Annotated in this window: 13 protein-coding genes, 1 other RNA gene and 1 riboswitch; of the genes, 7 read left to right on the forward strand and 7 right to left on the reverse strand. The window is 64.2% G+C overall.

All coding sequences use genetic code 11. The annotated features are described in order from the left end of the window. Positions 1-41: 41 nt before the first annotated feature. From rnpB to CKV91_RS04755, 5 genes are all read left to right on the forward strand, one after another. Positions 42-421: RNase P RNA component class A (gene rnpB / locus CKV91_RS04735), an RNA gene on the forward strand. Between the two features lie 197 nt (positions 422-618). Then, positions 619-803: riboswitch (cobalamin riboswitch) on the forward strand. 41 nt (positions 804-844) lie between these two features. Beyond that, on the forward strand, positions 845-1,864 hold the full coding sequence (locus CKV91_RS04740; protein WP_021105971.1) for an ABC transporter substrate-binding protein: 1,020 nt from the start codon (positions 845-847) through the stop codon (positions 1,862-1,864). Beyond that, on the forward strand, positions 1,861-2,895 hold the full coding sequence (locus CKV91_RS04745; RefSeq protein WP_021105972.1) for a FecCD family ABC transporter permease: 1,035 nt from the start codon (positions 1,861-1,863) through the stop codon (positions 2,893-2,895). The genes CKV91_RS04740 and CKV91_RS04745 overlap by 4 nt, the downstream gene beginning before the upstream one ends. Next, on the forward strand, positions 2,892-3,686 hold the full coding sequence (locus CKV91_RS04750) for an ABC transporter ATP-binding protein (RefSeq protein ID WP_016667231.1): 795 nt from the start codon (positions 2,892-2,894) through the stop codon (positions 3,684-3,686). The genes CKV91_RS04745 and CKV91_RS04750 overlap by 4 nt, the downstream gene beginning before the upstream one ends. Beyond that, positions 3,683-4,315, forward strand: coding sequence for a (2Fe-2S) ferredoxin domain-containing protein (locus CKV91_RS04755; RefSeq protein ID WP_021105973.1), 633 nt, complete (start codon positions 3,683-3,685; stop codon positions 4,313-4,315). Before CKV91_RS04750 ends, CKV91_RS04755 begins: the two co-directional genes overlap by 4 nt. A 22-nt stretch (positions 4,316-4,337) precedes the next feature. Here CKV91_RS04755 and CKV91_RS04760 read toward each other — a convergent pair whose 3' ends face one another. From CKV91_RS04760 to CKV91_RS04780, 5 genes are all read right to left on the reverse strand, one after another. Further along, positions 4,338-4,553, reverse strand: a complete 216-nt coding sequence (locus tag CKV91_RS04760; protein WP_021105974.1) for a CstA-like transporter-associated (seleno)protein — start codon at positions 4,551-4,553, stop codon at positions 4,338-4,340. Then, entirely contained in the window at positions 4,550-6,826 is a 2,277-nt protein-coding gene (locus CKV91_RS04765; protein ID WP_197691347.1) for a carbon starvation CstA family protein, read from the reverse strand. The genes CKV91_RS04760 and CKV91_RS04765 overlap by 4 nt, the downstream gene beginning before the upstream one ends. A 217-nt stretch (positions 6,827-7,043) precedes the next feature. Then, positions 7,044-7,889 (reverse strand): type I methionyl aminopeptidase, encoded by an 846-nt coding sequence (map, locus tag CKV91_RS04770; RefSeq protein ID WP_081659116.1) that lies wholly within the window; start codon positions 7,887-7,889, stop codon positions 7,044-7,046. A 5-nt stretch (positions 7,890-7,894) separates the two neighbouring features. Beyond that, a complete protein-coding gene (locus tag CKV91_RS04775; RefSeq protein ID WP_021104496.1) occupies positions 7,895-8,647 on the reverse strand; it encodes an ABC transporter ATP-binding protein in 753 nt (250 codons plus the stop codon). Further along, positions 8,644-10,035: an FtsX-like permease family protein gene (locus CKV91_RS04780; protein ID WP_021105977.1), complete on the reverse strand. Its 1,392-nt coding sequence runs from the start codon at positions 10,033-10,035 to the stop codon at positions 8,644-8,646. Before CKV91_RS04780 ends, CKV91_RS04775 begins: the two co-directional genes overlap by 4 nt. A 328-nt stretch (positions 10,036-10,363) precedes the next feature. Between CKV91_RS04780 and CKV91_RS04785 the strand changes: the two genes are divergently transcribed. Further along, the gene (locus CKV91_RS04785; protein WP_036957699.1) at positions 10,364-11,665 is read left to right on the forward strand and encodes a glutamine synthetase family protein; all 1,302 of its coding nucleotides are present in this window, start codon (positions 10,364-10,366) and stop codon (positions 11,663-11,665) included. Here the strand turns inward: CKV91_RS04785 and CKV91_RS04790 are convergent. Beyond that, positions 11,647-12,423, reverse strand: coding sequence for a sterol carrier family protein (locus CKV91_RS04790; RefSeq protein ID WP_021104492.1), 777 nt, complete (start codon positions 12,421-12,423; stop codon positions 11,647-11,649). The genes CKV91_RS04785 and CKV91_RS04790 overlap by 19 nt on opposite strands. 148 nt (positions 12,424-12,571) lie before the next feature. Here CKV91_RS04790 and CKV91_RS04795 point away from each other — a divergent pair, with 148 nt between their 5' ends. After that, positions 12,572-15,529, forward strand: a complete 2,958-nt coding sequence (locus CKV91_RS04795; RefSeq protein ID WP_021105979.1) for a bifunctional [glutamine synthetase] adenylyltransferase/[glutamine synthetase]-adenylyl-L-tyrosine phosphorylase — start codon at positions 12,572-12,574, stop codon at positions 15,527-15,529. Between the two features lie 143 nt (positions 15,530-15,672). Here the strand turns inward: CKV91_RS04795 and CKV91_RS04800 are convergent, their stop codons facing one another. Next, on the reverse strand, positions 15,673-16,902 hold the full coding sequence (locus tag CKV91_RS04800; protein ID WP_036978280.1) for a threonine/serine exporter family protein: 1,230 nt from the start codon (positions 16,900-16,902) through the stop codon (positions 15,673-15,675). Between the last annotated feature and the right edge of the window lie 113 nt (positions 16,903-17,015).

Consider the following 17,015-nt stretch of genomic DNA (forward strand, 5'->3'; position numbering starts at 1 on the left):
GTCATGAAGCGATGCTCACGGGCTAGAATGGATGTTTGGACGAGCCACCCGGGGTGATCGCGGCAGACGATGATCTGTCGAGGAAAGTCCGGGCTCCACAGGGCAGGGTGGTGGGTAACGCCCACCCGGGGAGACCCGCGGGACAGTGCCACAGAAAACAAACTGCCGAGAAATCGGTGAGGGTGAAACGGTGAGGCAAGAGCTCACCGCGGCATCGGTGACGGTGTCGGCACGGCAAACCCCACCCGGAGCAAGGCCAAGAAGACCGTGAGGTCGCGGACGTGTTCGAGGGCTGCCCGCCCGAGCGCCCGGGTAGGCCGCGCAGCTGCAAGGCTGGAGGGCGTCGGCAACGACGTTCACAGATGGATGATCACCGGCCCCCATGGGGTCACAGAACCCGGCTTACAAGGGTGGCTCGTCCCTTTTTCAGTCAAGGACTTGTGGTGGGTTGATGGGTTCTGTGGTGCAGCAAAGCTTTTAGCGATGATGGGTGCTGAACGGTACAGAAAAAGACGAGACGTAGGTGTCACGTCTATAAGGACGTCTGCCATGAGGGTGTCGAAGGATTGGCTGAGTTGCGAAACAGGAAGAAGAATTTCTTTTCTGGGGCGTACACGGATTAGTATATGGCAGTCAGGTTGCTGGAGATTCTCCGGCGCAGGAATCCGGTGAGAGACCGGAGCTGACGCGCAGCGGTATGACTGATCCACCCGACTCGAGCCACTGGTGCCACTGGTACCGGGAAGGTGTCGGAAAACGGAGATGAGGTTGAGCCCGAAGACCACCTGACAACGTCCTGTCGGTTCCCCGGCCGCGAACGCCGGTCACAGAAAGCTGGCTTCTCATGCCCATGTGCTCATCCTTGTCACATCGCTTCGTCATGGGGTTGGTCGTGCCCGCCACTCTGCTCGCTGGCTGCGCAGGTGCTCCCGAAGATCCCGTTTCCAGCGAGCCATCCTCTGCGTCGGTGTCCCAACCGTCCGCAGATCGTGTGGAAGTCACCAACTGTGGTCAAAAGATCATTCTCGACAAACCTGCCACCAGGGCTGTAACTCTCAACCAAGGCGCCACGGAGGACGTCCTGGCCATCAATGGCGCATCAAATCTGGTTGGGACGGCCTACCTAGACGGCGAGATTCCTGCCAAGTGGCGAAAGTCCTATGATTCGGTCAAGGTGCTGGCCAAGGAGTATCCGTCCAAAGAGACCTTCTTGGCTGCCAAACCCGACCTTGCTCTTTCCTCTTTCTCCAGTGCCTTTACCGACAAGGCTGTCGGAACCCGGGATGAGCTCGCGAAGCAGGGAATCGCCACATACATCAGTCCCTTCGGATGTCCCAAAGGCACTAAGTCGGCCGAGACGACGTGGGGCAATGTCTGGAAGGAAATGCGCGAGGTCGGATCCCTCATCGGGGCTCGGGACGGCGCCGACACTGCGATCACCAAGCAGCATGAGTACCTGCGGGACGTGACTACACACAAGCACGGTACCGGAACCTCGATCGTGTGGTTCGATTCTGGGGACAAGACCCCGTTCATCGGTGCCGGTAACGGTGGTCCACAGCTGCTCATGGATGCCGTGGGAGCCAAGAATGTCTTTGCGGACGTCGATGGCGGATGGGCCGATGGTTCCTGGGAAAAGATTGTGGCCTCCGATCCGGACGTCATCGTCGTTGCCGATGCCAAATGGTCCACCGCGAAGGACAAGATCGCTTATCTCAAGGGCGATCCGGTTCTCAAGCAGATGAGAGCTGTCAAGGAGAACAAGTTCGTAACGGTGCCATTCTCCCAAAGTACCCCGGGTGCCGAGCTGATCGACGGTGCCAAGACTCTTAACGATGGTTTGGCAGAGATCGCTGGGAAATGATCCGCTCACGTAACTGGTTGTTGGCTGCCTTTCTTGGTACTGCCCTCGTTGCCAGTGCCTTGGTCGTACTGGGAGTTGGGGCAGTCCATGTGCCGGTTCACGATGTGATTCGGGTGGTTGCTCGACGATTTCGACTCATCAATGGCTCTGATGTCACCGTCCTTGACGATCGGATTGTCTGGCAGTTGCGCGCCCCGCGCGTCATCGGATCGATGGCCGTCGGCGCTTTGCTGGCGATGTGCGGCGCGGTACTGCAGACCCTGACCGGTAATGACCTGGCCGACCCCTATCTGCTCGGCATCTCCAGTGGAGCCTCGGTAGGTGCGGTCTTCATCCTCATCATCGGAATCTCCAGCACTCTGGGGCAGTCCGTCCTCATGACACTGGCCTCCTTCGGCGGGGCGGTCGGGGCCCTGGTCATGGTGCTGGCCATGGCCACTGGCAAGTCCGGGGAGTTACCCGCCAGCCGGACCATCCTGGCCGGGGTGGCCGTCGGACAGTTGTGCGGCGCGGCGGTGTCCATGATGATCATGGTGTGTGGTGAGTCGAACGCAGCTCGATCAGCCCTGTCGTGGACCCTCGGGTCGTTCACCGGTGTGAGATGGGGATCGACGATCACCCTGGCCGTCGCCACCGTTCCGGCCCTCATCGCCGGGATGGCATTGTGCCACACCCTTGACGCCTTCGCTTTCGGTGACGTCAGCGCGATGTCCCTGGGAGTACCGGTCAACACCGTGCGCTGGATGATCATGGTTGGCACCGCCCTGCTGACCGCTCTCAGCGTGGCCTTCGTCGGCCCCATCGGATTCGTCGGGCTGACGGTCCCACACATCGTGAGGTTCTGGACCGGGCCGCGACACGCCCGGCTGCTACCGGTGTCGGCCCTCGTCGGGGCCCTGCTCATGGTGTGGTCCGACACCGCAGCGAGGTGCTTGCGCCCTGACACCGAGATTCCCGTCGGGGCCATCACTGCGGCCGTCGGAGCCCCGGTGCTGGTCGTCCTGCTGCGTCGACAGGCGTCTCGATCATGAGTGCCGGGACAGCAGCAACGTTGCGAGCTGAGGATCTTGGTTGGACGGTCGACGGGACGACGATCTTGTCCGGGGTCGACGTGGAGATTCGGCCAAAGGTCATGACGATGGTCATCGGGCTGAACGGATCCGGGAAGACGACCCTGTTGCACCTGCTGGCCGGGTTGCGGAAGCCCAGCGCGGGGCGGGTGTGGTTGGGGGAGCGTGATCTCTCCGGGATCGGGGCCAAGGAGCGCTCCCGGGTGATGGCCCTTCTCGAGCAGAGTCCTTCGGCTCACGTGGAACTGACGGTGCGTGACGTCGTCCAGCTCGGACGCATTCCCCATCTGGGAGGCTGGGGGATCGGCAATCTCAGTCGCCGAAGAGGGCGTGACGGAGATGCCGTCGAGAACGCGATGGCGTCAACCGGAGTTGCTGATCTTGCTGACCGGGCATGGTCGTCCCTCTCGGGAGGGGAGAGGCAGCGTGTTCAGTTGGCCCGAGCTCTCGCCCAGGATCCTGAGATCCTGCTCCTGGACGAACCCACGAATCATCTCGACCTGCGTCACCAGATTGACCTGTTGGAGAGAGTGCGTGGTCTTGGTCTGACAACGGTGACCGTCATCCATGATCTTGACCTGGCCGCCGCCTACGCGGATGACCTCGTCGTGCTGGACTCGGGCCGGATGGTCGCAGCAGGGTCGGCCTCCGAGGTACTGACTCCTGACCTCGTCCGTGAACATTTCGGAGTCGACGGCGAGGTTTGGTCAGATTTCAGACGTGGATTCACCTGGCGGGGATTGCAGCCATGACGACGCGCATCGCGGTCTCGCTGCGCTGGGAGGATTCCTCTGACGCGGTCAGCGCAGAAGCAGTGGCCCGTCACGTGGATGCCGACCGGAACGCATGTCTGCAGGGTCCTGGACCGGCGCTCGTAGATGTCCTCGACGCCGCTGACGACGACCGGGTCGAGCTCGTCGGATGGAGTTGCGATGACGGACCGGTGCCGCTGTCCTGGCTTCGTCGCGTCGCCGGCCAGTGGGTCCGTGTCCATGAGAACGGACCCACCGTCGTCGTGCATGTCGGGGTTGTACGTCCCGACCAGGAGTTTGCCGGCGAGTGGCGAACCGTGACCGGGGCCGAAGCGCCGTTGCACAACCCTGCCTGGCGGGAATTCCCCTCCTTCCGACACCATCTGCTCACCTGTCGAGGACCTCGCTGCAGCGCAGTCGGCGCCGCAGACCTGCATGCACGCCTGCAGGCGAAGCTGGCCCAGTCACACGCCTTGGACACAGAGGTTCTCGTCACGGTGACGGGGTGCATGTATCCGTGCAACCACGCCCCACTCATCGTGGTCTGGCCGGACGGCAAGTGCATTCAGTTGACCGAGGACAACCTTGACCGCATCGTGTCAGAACTGACCGGGCCATCCCGTCAGTGACGGGAAGGCCCGGTGGTAAGGATCAGCAGCATCGTGCCTGGGGGTTGCGGTCCTGACGGTCGCACTGGTCGCGCCAGAACGCCTTCTCCGGCATCGGCTCATGACCCGTGCGTCGACACCACTCGAGGTAGTTGTCGTAGGCGTCAGCTTCCGTGACCCCGCGCACCCACCACCGCAGTGACGACCACCATCGTCGCCACAGTGGATCGGTGGGCAGATGCCGTGGTGCGGCGCTCACGCGTGTTCCTTGTGAACGTGCTCCAGGTCAAGCTCGGGATGGGTCTCGTAGAACTCGTCCCACTCGTCCTGAAGATCTTTCTCGGCCTTGCTGGCGATGAAGCCACTGGGGGCGAAGAGGTGCGACGGCTTGGCCGGATCCTCGGTGTTGATGATGTTGTGGCCTCGCAGCGCCTGAACGGTGCGGATGCAGGCCGCGATCATGACGATGAGGGCACAGACGACGAAGATGATCGACATCGTCCCCTGAATGGCGGTGTTGCCGACGACGGTGTGCATCTCGTCGATGTCCTTGGCCTGGCCCAGCGAGGTCTTGCCAGCGGCGATGGCCCGCTTGTACGTCATGTGGTTGGCCCAGTAACCGATCTTCGGGTCGGGGGAGAAGATCTTCAGCCAGGATCCGTACACCGTGATGACGGCGGTGAAGAGCATCGGCACGAAGATGATGAGCAACCGCCATTTGTGACCGGCTCGGGCGAAGACCACCAGGCAGATCGACAGGGCGACGGCCGCCAACAACTGGTTCGCGATGCCGAACAGCGGGAAGAGGGTGTTGATGCCGCCCAGCGGGTCATTGACACCCATGAGCAGAATCGATCCCCAACCGGCAACCATGATGGCGGTGGTCAACCAGGAACCGACCTTCCATGAGTGATTCCGCAGGCGCGGCCAGAAGTTTCCCAGGGCGTCGGAGAGCATGAACCGGGCGACGCGGGTACCGGCGTCGACCGAGGTGAGGATGAACAGGGCCTCGAACATGATCGCGAAGTGGTACCAGAAGCTCATCATGGCCTGGCCACCGAAGAGCTGGTGCATGATCGTCGCGAGGCCGACGGCCAGGGTGGGTGCGCCGCCAGTACGGCTGATGATCGACGTCTCGCCAACGAGGTTGGCTGTCGTCGTCAGGGCATCGGCGTCGGTGTGGACCCCCGTCAGGCCCAGTGAATTGACGTAGTTGACGGCCGACTGAACGGTGTTGCCGGTGGCACCGGCCGGCGAGTTCATCGCAAAGTAGATGCCGCGATCCACGCAGAGGGCTGCCACCAGAGCCATGATTGCGACGAAGGACTCCATGAGCATGCCGCCGTACCCGATGAGGCGGGCCTGGGACTCCTTCTCGATGAGCTTCGGAGTGGTGCCCGACGCGATGGTGGCGTGGAATCCGGACAACGCTCCACAGGCGATCGTCACGAAGAGGAAGGGGAACAGCTTTCCCGAGAAGACGGGGCCAGTACCGGTGTGGGCATAGACGCTCATCGCAGGCACGCTGATGACTGGACGGACGATGACGATCGAGATCGCCAGCATCGTGATGACACCGACCTTCATGAAGGTCGAGAGATAGTCGCGAGGGGCCAGCAGCATCCACACCGGCAGGATCGAGGCCACGAATCCGTAGATGATGATTGCCCATGCCAAAAATGGCCGGCCCAGGTGCAGAGCGGTGGCGATCGAGGTGTTCTCGATCCACGCTCCCGAGGCGATGGCCAGCACCAGCAGGATGATGCCCATCACGGATACCTCAAGCACCTTTCCGGGGCGCAGATACCGCAGGTACAAGCCCATCAGCAGCGCGATGGGAATGGTCAGGCCAACACTCCACACGCCCCAGGACGACGCTGCCAAGGAGTTGACGACGACCATCGCAAGGATCGCGACGATGATGAGCATGATGGTCAGGGTGGCCACGAGGGCGGCGATTCCGCCGACGCGTCCCAGCTCGTCCTTGGCCATCTGGCCCAGTGAGCGTCCGCCACGTCTCATGGAGATGACGAGGACGAGGTAGTCCTGAACGGCACCGGCGAGGATGACGCCGACGATGATCCAGATCGTGCTGGGCAGGTATCCCATCTGGGCCGACAGCACCGGACCGACCAACGGGCCAGCTCCCGCAATGGCGGCGAAGTGGTGACCGTAGAGAATGCGACGGTCAGTGGGGACGAAGTCCCGGCCATTGTAGTCGTACTCGGCTGGGGTGGCCCGCTCGTCGTCGGGATGGACGAGCTTGTCCTGGATGTACTTGGCGTAGAACCGGTAGCCGATGAAGTACGATCCAACGGCCGCGAGGACGAACCAGATCCCGTTGACGGTCTCACCGCGATGGATGGCGAGCATCCACCATCCGAGGCCGGCGATGGCCGAGATGAGGATCCATGCGATGACTTTGGGCGGTGTCCATCGATCGTGTCGGGCACGCTCCTTCGCGCTCAGTGATGTGGGCGGCATTCCCGACGGTGGTGTGCTCTCTCGGGAGGTGAGGGTGGCTTCACTCATGATCGATTCCAGCTCCCGTGGCTTGGGTGTCTCCGTCCTGTTGCGGAGATGCTGTGAATCACGAGATTACTGACCTGGTCATTTGTTCAGGACCGGGGTGGGAGTTGTGCGCCAAATTGAGGATTGTGGTGTTGAAGCGGTGAGTGGCATCTTTGCAAGGATGGTGTTGTGTTGCACTCTGGGGGAGTGCAACACAACCCTCACTGGTGTGGGGCACTCAGTCCAACCGGGTGAGGATCTCGGCGCCGTCGGTGTTGATGACCATCGACTGCTCGAACTGGGCGCACCACGACCCGTCATTGGTCTGCACCGTCCAGCCATCGTCCCACTGGTGGTTGGCCTGGTTGCCCAGCGTGAGCATCGGCTCGATGGTGAGCGTCATGCCCTCCTCGAGGGTGACGTCGTAGCGTGGCTCGTCGTAGTGGAAGACGACCAGCCCGGAGTGGAAGGCCGTGTGCACCCCGTGGCCGGTGTAGTCGCGGACCACCCCGTGGCCGAACCTCTTGGCGTAGTTTTCGATGATGCGTCCGATGATGCTGATGGACCTGCCAGGACGCACCGCCTTGATGGCGCGGTTCATGGCCTCCTGGGTGTGGGTGACGAGGTCACGGGCCTCCTGGCTGACGTCGCCACACAGAAAGGTGTAGCAGTTGTCGCCGTGCACACCGTTCTTGTAGGCGGTCACGTCGATCTTGACGATGTCGCCGTCCTCCAGCGGACGAGCATCCGGGATGCCGTGGCAGATGACGTCGTTGACGCTGGTGCAGATGGACTTGGGATAGTTGCGGTAGTCCAAGGTGGACGGGTACGCCCCGTGATCGCACATGTACTCGTGGGCGATCCTGTCGAGCTTGTCAGTGGTGATTCCGGGGGCCACCGCCTTGCCGGCCTCGTGCATGGCACCGCAGGCGATGCGTCCGGCCTCGTGCATGGCCTCGATGACCTCGGGGCTCTGCACATGGGACCCGGTGTAGTTCTCCGGCACGTCGCCCTTGCCCACATAGGGCGGGCGTTGGATGGAACTCGGGACGGACAGACGCGGGGAAACAGGGTAAGCATGCATGGAAGTCACGAAGCACCAGTGTAATCAGCATGGCAGTGCCGTGGGCCGGTATGGAGGGCCTGGAACACCTCGGTCGAGCTCGGACGGGTGAGGATGCGGTCGTTGTGCCCGTCCGCCAGGACGACGACACGGTCAGCGGTTGCCGCGATGTCGAGGTCGTGGGTCACCATGACCAGGGAGGTGGTCTCGCTCACCGTGGCTCGTAGCAGCTCCAACACCGTGTCGCGGGACGAGACGTCGAGTGAGCCGGTGGGCTCGTCGGCGAGCAGCAGTTCGGGTTGGTGCAGCAGGGATCGCGCGATGGCGACCCGCTGGCGCTGTCCTCCCGACAGATGGGCCGGGTACTTGCTGGCCTGGGAAGCCAGTCCGACAGCGTCAAGCACCTGGTTGACGTCGCGGCGCCGTGGCCTCCGACCAGCCATCCGTGCCGGAAGGACGACGTTGTCCCGCACGGTTAGTGAACTGATGAGGTTGAGGTCCTGGAAGATGAACCCGACGTGGTCGCGTCGGATGCGTGCCAACTGAGACCTGCTAGCGGTACGAATGTCGTTGCCGACCAGACTGATCTGACCGTCGTCGGCTGGGATGAGCCCGCACAGGCAGTACAGCAGGGTTGACTTTCCAGCTCCTGACGAACCGACAACGGTGACGAACTCGCCGGGCTCGACGTCGAGGTCGACACCCCTGAGCACCTCGACCCGGCGTGCTCCCCTGCCGAATCCCTTGTGTACTCCGGTGGCGTGTATCCATGACGTCATTGGTGACCTCCGGTGATGGTGGTGACGGGATTCCTGTGCATACCGTCGGCCGTCACGGCAAGCAGTAGGAGGAGGGTGAGTGCGATCCCCACGGCGACGACTCCGGCAGCCTGCCACCCCGGCGCGAGGATCGGTACTGAAGGAACAGGGCCTGTCGACAGCGCCTTGGCCATGGACACGTCGTTGACGACGACGATCCCGTAGGCGCAGACGAGGCAGATGACGGCGTGGATCCCCGCCTCGACGAGGGCCTTGGCACGAATGACTCCCGGTGTGACCCCCGAGACCAGCAGCAGTGCATTGTCCGCACGGCGATGGGATGCGGTGGCGAACACGATGGCCGAGGCGCACACACAGGCGACGATGACGGGCCCACCGAGCAGCAGGGCCATCTGTCGAGGCGGGGCGTTGACCTTCTCCTCCGATCCGGCCTGGGCGGCCATGACGTTGGTGAGTTCGTTGATCCAGGCAGCCATGATGCCCACGGCAGCTGCGGCCAGGGTGATGGGTACGACGAGTGCCTGGGTGAGCCGTGGACGAGCGCTGGCTTCACGGCTGGCCAGGAACCCGGCAGTCCCGGCGAACGGCAAGGCTCTGACCAGCCGGACGAGACCGCGGATGATGGGCCCGGAGAGGATCGTGAAGATCAGGCAGACCAGCAGTCCCATCCCAGCGTACGAACTGAGGATGCCAGCCAAGTCGTCGGGGTCGGTGACGGGGTGGGCATGTGCAATGACGAGGTACAGCGTCACCGTGCCTGCGATGAGCAGAACGGCAACGATCGCGGTGATGACCCTGGCAGCCGTGGATCGTGGCGGTGGGGCAGCGGCAGGGCGCACGCCTGTGACGAGATCTGCCTTCACGATTCCTCGGGCCGATCGAAGCCCACACACCAGACTGGTGAGGGTCGTCGCTCCCACCGCGATGACAAGGGAGATGACTGGCAGTGGTCGGTGCAACACGTCTGTCTCGGGTAGCCCACTGCCGTCCACGAAGTGAAGATAGGGCGGCCACATCGCCAGTGACAGCGCTGCCCCCAGCGCGGCGGACACCGCAGTGACGAGGACGATCTCGGTCGCCACGACGAGGTGCGCGGTACCCGGCAGGATTCCGGCGATCTGCCACAGGGCGACGTCCTGTCGTTGCAGACGCACGCAGGTGCCCACCACCAGACGGAAGGATGCCAGCGCGGTGAGCACCGTGAACCCGAGTGCAGTGGCCCCCATGGAGACGAATGCCTGTTGCGCCTCTCCACTGGCCGAGGCCCCAGCGACGATCATGCCCAGGCTCAACGCCACCACGACGCTGAGTGCGATCGACGCGACGATGAGTGCCAACCATGACGATGCACCCCGAATCACGGAGTTGACGGCGATCTTGAAAATCATGGGCGATCCAACGTGGTGGTGTGCGTGGTCAGCAGCAGGAGTCGACGTGAGCCTACCGCGAAAGGAGGAAATGGCGCTGGCAGGGTGATTCATGCCCAGCTCTGGCCCCTGGCAGTCTGCAGATGATGCTGAGCGGTGCTCGATGGACGATGTGTCGCATCGGTGACTCCTCCGCATGTGGTGTGACCACGGGTGGGGCGAGAAGTGTGGCCCCACTGTTGGGTGCTGACCCCGCCTCGTCGGCAGAACCGGGACAAGCAACACAACTGAAACACGGGGCAGTCACAATGGGGACATGTCCAGGCAGACTGAGTTCGTGTTGCGTTCGATCGAGGAACGCAACGTCCATTTCGTGAGGCTGTGGTTCGCCGACGTGCTCGGCTCCCTGAAGTCCGTGGCCATCGCTCCGGCCGAGATCGAGAGCGCATTTGCCGAGGGAGTGGGCTTCGACGGCTCCTCCATCGAGGGATACGCCCGGGTGTACGAGTCCGACATGGTGGCGCACCCAGATCCGTCGACCTTCCAGATGCTGCCGTGGCGACAGGGTACCGGTACGGCACGGATGTTCTGTGACATCGCCAACCCGGACGGCACCCCGAGCTGGGCAGATCCGCGCTACGTGCTCAAACGCGCCATGGACAAGGCTGCCGACATGGGCTTCACCTTCTACGCGCACCCGGAGATCGAGTTCTACCTGTTGAAGGGGCCACACCACCCCGGCGATTCCCCCGAGCCGTTGGACAACGGTGGTTACTTCGATCACACGACCCTGGGGGCGGGCACGGATTTCCGGCGTGATTCGATCACCATGTTGGAGCAGATGGGCATCTCGGTGGAGTTCAGTCACCACGAGGGGGCCCCCGGCCAGCACGAGATCGACCTGCGCTATGCCGACGCGCTGACGATGGCCGACAACATCATGACCTTCCGTGTCGTCATCCGTGAGGTGGCGTCGCTCAAGGGCATCAAGGCGACGTTCATGCCCAAACCCTTCTCCCAGTGCCCTGGCTCGGGCATGCACACCCATGTCTCCCTGTTCGAGGGGGACGAGAACGCCTTCTTCGACCCCAGTGACGAGGCCCGTCTGTCGCCGGTGGCCAAGCACTTCATCGCCGGGCTGCTGCACCACGCCCCCGAGATCACCGCTGTGACGAACCAATGGGTCAACTCATACCGTCGCATCATGGGCGGTGGTGAGGCACCGGCGTACATCTGCTGGGGACGCAACAACCGGTCCGCCCTGGTGCGGGTGCCGGCCTACAAACCGAACAAGGCGTCCTCGGCGCGGGTGGAGGTGCGCTCCGTCGATGCTGCGACGAACCCGTATCTCGCCCTCGCGTTGATCCTGGCGGCCGGGCTCTCCGGCATCGAGCACGAGTGGGAACTTCCCGAGGAGGCGTCCGACGACGTGTGGAGTCTCAGTGCCAGGGAGCGTCGCGCCCTGGGCATCGACCCCCTGCCGAAGCATCTTGGTCAGGCGATTGCACTCATGGAGGACTCAGAACTCGTGGCGGAAACCCTGGGTGAGCACGTCTTCGACTACTTCCTGCGCAACAAGAAGGCCGAGTACGAGGAGTACCTGGGGCAGGTGACCCAGTTCGAGCTGGACCGTTACCTGCCGCATCTGTGAGCGGCATCGACGACGGGAAGCATCTCGGCAAGTTCCTCGACGTGCGATCCGGAGGTGGAGATACGGCCGTTCTCACGTGCCTGTGACCAGCTGAGGAAACCGGTCGCCAGGGCGAGGAAGGTTTCCATGTCGGACTCGGCGACGTTGGGTGGGGTACCACGATGATGGTCGGGACCAGCAGTCGTGGACTCCAGCTGCACCGCGGTGGCCGGGGGCACTCGAAGTTCGATCGTGCGTCCCCCGTGGGTCTGCCCCAGGATCGTCGCCAGGGCGCGGCATGCGTCGACCTTGACGGCACGGGGCAGGACGATTCCCGACGCCATGGCCATGCAGACCCCGTCGATCATGGTCAGACGCAGATGATCGGTGAGTCGGGCCGGCCCCACGAGGGTCTCGACGCGGGTCGGGGTAGGGCGTGTTCCGGTGAGACGCTCCTCAACCGTCGAGAGCAGTGAACTGGCCTGGGGCAGAAGGTCCTCGGGGGAGTCCTCCTCGATCTGACGGGCCACCTCGATGAGCGTGTGTGCTGCCAGGGAACGTTCGCGGCACAGCTCCCACAACTCCATCGGACGTTGGGTGGCTGACACGTCAAGGGTCTGCAGGGTGTCGGTGAGCAGGACCATGACGAGAGTCAGATGGCGACAGTTCCACCGTGGGTCGGAGTCGACCGGATTGGCGGATTCAGGCAGCAGAAGCCTCATGGCCTCCACCCAGGTGGTGGACAGCTTCCTCATCTCCCGCTCGGTGCGGTCTGCCATGACTGTCACCTCCAAGAAGCTAGCGCGATGAGTTTCCCAGTCGCTGACTCGGAGGCAACGACAAGGTATCGCCAATGTGACATTTCAGCGACGCTGACACAGGTTAGTCTCATCACGCAGGTAGGCTTGCGCCGATCGGAGGCTGGACATGGCGGATCGAATCTCCACGCTTGAGGCTGAACTCGTCCGACACGGAGCCAATGACGCTCGTCGGGCACGCAGGTTCCACGGGCTCATGGCTGCTGCGCTCGGGCTCGACGAGGAGCAGTGGCAGCCCTGGGAGGATGAGCTCGGTCACGCCTGTGACGTCGAACAGGCGCTCTCCAGCCTGGCCGATCTGGCCGATGCCGCTCCGGGAACTGTTCGTGGCATGGTGGCCGATCCGCATCAGGCCCGCCGTCTGGTACGTGTCCTGGGGGGATCGGCGGAGCTTGGCAAGTACCTCACGGCTCATCCCGATGTCCTTGACGTCCTGGCGGCGGAGCCCGAGCAGTGGTCTGCCGAGCAGATTCGCACCGACCTGCTGAGCTGTGTGTCGGCCATCGAGCAGGACGGTTTTCTCGTCTCGCAGGCCGATCCTGTTCGCGGTGCCGATGAGTTGCGGCTGGCCAATCGACGTCATCTGTTGCGCATCGCAGCTCGCGACCTGAGCCACGACGACCCCACCGAGGTGTTGGAGTCGGTCAGCGTCGAACTCGCCGACCTCGCCGACGGTGTCATCGAATCGGCCCTGGCCCTGGCACGAGCCATGACGCCCGGTCATCAGGCTGCACGGTTGGCCGTCATTGCGATGGGCAAGTGTGGGGCACGGGAGCTCAACTACATCTCCGACGTCGACGTCATCCACGTCGTCGCCCCTGCCGACGAGGACGTCGACAATGCCCGGACCATTGCCGTCGGGCAACGGCTCGCTGCGACGGTGGCACGCATCTGCTCGGCGCACAGCGGAGCCGGATCCATCTGGCAGGTGGATGCCGCCCTGCGCCCCGAGGGTGACGCCGGACCTCTGGTGCGCACCTTGGCGTCAATGGCGGAGTACTACCGCACCTGGGCGAGGAACTGGGAGTTCCAGGCGCTGCTCAAGGCTCGTCCGATGGCCGGCGACATCGAACTGGGGGAGCAGTTCTGCGCGCTCGTGGCGCCCTTGGTGTGGCAGGTGGCCGAGCGGGACGGGTTCGTCGGGGAGTCTCGTGCCATGCGGACCAGGGTCGTCGACCACATCGCCCGCAAGAACCGTGATCATGAGATCAAGTTGGGGGCCGGTGGACTGCGGGATGTCGAGTTCACCGTTCAGCTGCTTCAGCTGGTGCACGGCCGGCAGGACTCATCTTTGCGGGTACGGTCCACCTTCGACGCCCTGCGCAGCCTGTCGGCAGGAGGCTACATCGGTCGAGCCGATGCCCAGCGACTGCTGTCGGCATACCGATTCGAACGTCTCCTGGAACACCGCGTCCAGCTGTTCCATCTACGACGCACCCACCTGCTTCCCACCGACGAGGCCGCCCTGCGGCGTCTTGCCCGCGGGGTCGGGCTGCGCACCGGTGACGATGTGCGCCAGGCTTGGCACTCCACCGCCCAGGCCGTGCTGTCCACCCACAACCGGGTGTTCTACTCCCCGCTGGTCGAGGCCGTCTCGCGCATCCCCTCCGAGGAACTGCGCATGACCACCGATGCGGCGAAGACGCGGCTCAAGGCGTTGGGCTTCGCCGACGAGTCCGCGGCACTGCGACACATCGCTGCGCTCACCCAGGGCACGACACGTGCGGTGAAGATCCAGGCCCAGCTCATGCCGGCGATGCTCGGCTGGCTCGCCTCGGGGCCGAACCCGGATGCAGGACTGCTCGCCTTCCGCAAGGTGTCGGAGGAGCTGGGGTCCTCACCGTGGTACCTCAGGGCACTGCGTGACGAGGGGGACACCGCGCAACGGCTGGCAGCCATCCTCTCGGGGTCCCGGCTCGGCGTCGACCTGCTGGTGCGCTCCCCGGAGACCGTCCAGGTGCTGGTTGACGTCGACCTGCGTCCACGGGGTCGTGACGAACTGTGTGCCGAGATGACACGGGTGGGCAGGCGGCATCGTGAGGTGGCCGACTCGATCCGGGCGATCCGTGGGGTGCGTCGGCGCGAGTTCTTCCGGCTCGTCGTCGACGTCGTCCTGGGGGTGGCGCCGGTGGAGACCGTTGCCCGGGGGCTCTCGGATCTCACCGATGCCACCATCGAGGCCAGCCTGCAGGCGGTGCGTGCCAGCCTCGACGATGCTCCGCGAATCGGCGTCATCGCCCTGGGACGCTGGGGCGGACGTGAGATGGCCCTGTCCTCCGATGCCGACCTCATGTTCGTCGTCGACGACACCGGAACCCGAGCCACCCAGAAGGCGATGGAGATCGTCACGACGCTGCGCAAGCTGCTGGGGGCTCCGGGGCCGGGGCCCGGGCTCGACCTTGATGCCGATCTGCGCCCGGAAGGACGATCCGGTCCGCTGGTGCGTTCACTGAGCAGCTGCCTCACGTACTACTCACGCTGGTCGAGCACCTGGGAGTCCCAGGCTCTGGTGCGGGCACGACACGGGGCCGGGGATCGTGAACTCACCGGGGCATTGCTGGCGTCGATGGATCGACTCCGTTGGCCTGCTGTGGGATTGAGCTCGTCGCAGTGCACCGAGATTCGCCGGCTCAAGGCCCGCATGGAGGACGAACGGGTTCGGCGCGGCTCGGATCGCCGGATGAACCTCAAGATGGGTCCCGGCGGGTTGGCCGATGTGGAGTGGACGGTGCAGCTCATGCAGATGCGATTCGGGGCCCGGCTGCCGCAGCTGCGCACGACGTCGACCCTGGAGGCCCTGTCTGCGGCTCGGGCAGCGGATCTCATGATGCCGGATCAGTACGAGGACCTGCGGGTGGCCTGGCTGGGGGCCAGCGCGCTGCGCAACGCAATCATGTGTGTGCGGGGGCGTGCCGCCGACACGCTTCCCACCGATTCCCGGGAACTCGATGCCATTGCTCGACTGCTGGGCATGGGGCGGGGAGCCTCCGAGATGGTCGTCGAGGAGCACCTGCGCCGCTCACGGCGAGCCAACAAGGTCGTCGACGAACTGTTCTGGAGTGTGTGACGCCCGGTTGTCCAGGGGCGTGGGCGCACGGTCCTTGGAAATGTGGACGTGCGGTCGTCAAGCCGTCAAGGGGGGCGTTGACGCTAGTTGTTCAGGGGGCGTTGACCCCGGGTAGGGTGGCTTCCCCCACGGAGGAGGACCGGTCAGTCCGGCTGGGAGCGGAACGCGTGTGGGCTGGGGATAGGCTTGGAGAACGCCCAGTGCGGATCGGTGAGCATACGGGCCACGGCGAGCCCCGAGGCAATGCACACGACGGTGAGGATGGCTTCGGCGCCGTAGCCGAGTGCCTGGAGGGTGTCACTGCTGAGCCAGTACATCATGCGGTACATTGCCGCTCCCGGCACCATGATGACGCACGCTGGCACCGTGAGCGTGATCCTGGGCACCTTCTGGCGCGGGGCCAGCGGCGCGGTGACGAGGCCGATGGTGAGCCCGCCCAGCCCGGCAGCCAGCTGGTTGGGCATCCCCATCTGCCCCAGGGCCAGACGGACGAGGTTGCCGATCGTGCCCAGCGCAGCTGCCATGAGCACCATGCGTGGGGTCGAGTTGAAGAGGATGGCGAAACCGGCGACGCCCAGGAAGGTGGCAACGGCAAATGCGATCCACTGCCAGGCCCCCGGCAGGGTGAACTCGGCGGGCAGTGGCGTCATCCCGGAGGCCAGGCTCATGATCCAGGCGGACAGGGTGGCAGAGATCACCAGTCCCATGGAGTACGCGGCTCGGCTGAGACCCGCGGTGAAGTCCAGGCGCGCCATGTCGAGGATTGACGTGATCATGGGGAAGCCGGGCACGAGGAACAGCAGGGATGCCACGTACCCCGGACCGTTGACACTCTTGAGCACCGGTTGCCCGGTGGCCTCGAGAATCGATGCGACCGTGAGGTACACCAACCCGGCCAGGGCAGCGGCCAGCGCAGCCACGCCGAACTGGTTGAGCCAGCGGCTCCCCAGACGACGCCGTACGTACTGCCCGGTGCTCGCTGCGAGGAGGACGACGAGGGCGTCGATGGGGGTGAACCGGTTGAGGATGGCGAATCCAGCGCAGGCAACGCCACCTGCCACGGTGTTCTGCCACGGTTTCCACGATGACTTGACGGTACGTGAGATGCGGTCGAGCTCGGCCTCGAGTCGCTCCGCCGTGCAGGGCTCGGGCAGATTGCGGGAGAGGTGCTCCAAGGCCGAGATGCGAGCTGCGTCCACCCGTACCCGGTACACCTCGCGCATGACGGTACGGAAGTTGTCGCCCCGGTGGGCGGTGGCGATGATCTCGGTGAGACTCACCGAGGCGTCATGCCGGTCCATGCCCAGTGCGACGGCGGCGCGGTGCATGGCTCGCTTGACGCGGTACGACCCGGTCCCCGACTCCAGGAGCATGGATCCCAGTCGCACGATGGCCTCGGTGTCGTCAACGAATGCTCGTTCCTCAGTGGTCCTCACATTGATGACATTCTTTCACGCCCGGCACGCTGAGGCCAGCGACATGTGAC

The organism is Cutibacterium granulosum, from assembly GCF_900186975.1.
Classification (GTDB): domain Bacteria; phylum Actinomycetota; class Actinomycetes; order Propionibacteriales; family Propionibacteriaceae; genus Cutibacterium; species Cutibacterium granulosum.